General features: G+C 69.3%; 1 protein-coding gene. It reads right to left on the bottom strand.

Features of this window, described 5'->3' with window-relative positions; translation table 11 throughout:
* Positions 1-896, bottom strand: an 896-nt coding sequence (locus ACLF3M_RS35255) for an acetamidase/formamidase family protein (protein ID WP_430661688.1), incomplete at its 3' end; no start/stop codon positions are given.
* Positions 897-1265 lie beyond the last annotated feature (369 nt).

The following is a 1265-nucleotide window of genomic DNA, read 5'->3' as shown; positions in this document are numbered from 1 at the left end:
AGCCAGCGCTTGGCGATGCGGCAGGCGACCGTGAAGGCGGGGTTGAAGACATTGCCGACATCGTAGCGGACGACCTGGCCCAACAGGTGGCTGGCGGCACGGGCATCCAAACCGTAGTCCTCGCCGAGCCAGCGCAACATCTCCGTCGTGGCGTGCTGCAGCGCCTGGTCCAGCGGCCGGGCATTGCCGACGGTGAAGATGTCGTCGGCCGTCTCGCCGCGCGGCCAGGTGATCGTCCGCTTCAGGACGCGGAAGGTGACCTCCATCTCGAAGGACGTCTCGATGCCGGTGCCGACAATCTCACCGTCGCCCTGGCAGGCATGCCCGTCGCCGAGATAGAAGAGCGCGCCGGGCACCGCGACGGGAAACCAGGCCGTCGTGCCGGGTGCGAACAGCCGGTAGTCCATGTTGCCGCCGTTCTGCGCGCTGGTCGCGGTGGACAGCGCCTGACCGCCTGCCGGCGCGACCCCGAAGCAGCCGATCATCGGCTGAATGGGTGGCACGAAATGCTCGAGCCCCTTCACCTTGTCCTGCAGCCGCACCGTGCCCGCCTCGTGGTCGATATCCCAGACGACACGCTGCTGAGGCGGCCGATCGAGGATCGCCGCCGGATCCAGCACGGACAAGGCGAGCGGCGAATAGGTCCAGCCGGTCGCCCGGCTCGGTGTGAGCCGGTCGATCCGCACGGCGAGCGTGTCCCCAGGCTCCGCGCCCTCGATGAAAAACGGACCGGTCATCGGGTTCGGCCGGCTGGCGACGGCCACCTCCCGCGCATTGAGGCCGGACGCGTCGATTGTGTCGGTTACCACGGTGTCGCCATCAGCAACGCGCAGGCAGGGTTCGGCGACGCCGATCGCGTTGAAGAATCGTGTGGGTTGGAAGCGGTGCGTGGCCATGGGCTCCCCGGAACATCTCGCTGGCATGGGCCTACCGGTCCGCGCCAGGCAGCTCCAGGCACGCTAGGAACGGGGTCGCGGCGGTCAAGGCGCGGCGCGGGCCAGGCCGGTTACCGAATCTCGGCGCGATGGCGCCTCACCTGCTGAGGCCCGCATGAGCTCTGTCACCAGCAGCACGGTCCCGGTGCCGCTGAAGGTCGCGCGGTGGCCAGACCGTTAGACGGTGGTGACGCCGGTCCGGGATGGTGGTGAGGCGGCAGTGCCGACGCGCGCCGCTCCGGCGCTGGTGAAGGCACTGCCCCGCGCGTTCCGATACCAGCGGCTGGTGGACGAGGCGCGGTATGCATCAGCAACCGAGATGGCGGCCGC

It is taken from the genome of Falsiroseomonas sp. HW251 (genome assembly GCF_050563545.1).
Lineage (GTDB): Bacteria > Pseudomonadota > Alphaproteobacteria > Acetobacterales > Acetobacteraceae > Falsiroseomonas.
The sequence above is the reverse complement of the archived record's forward strand: the minus strand, read 5'-3'. Positions and strand labels throughout refer to the sequence as shown.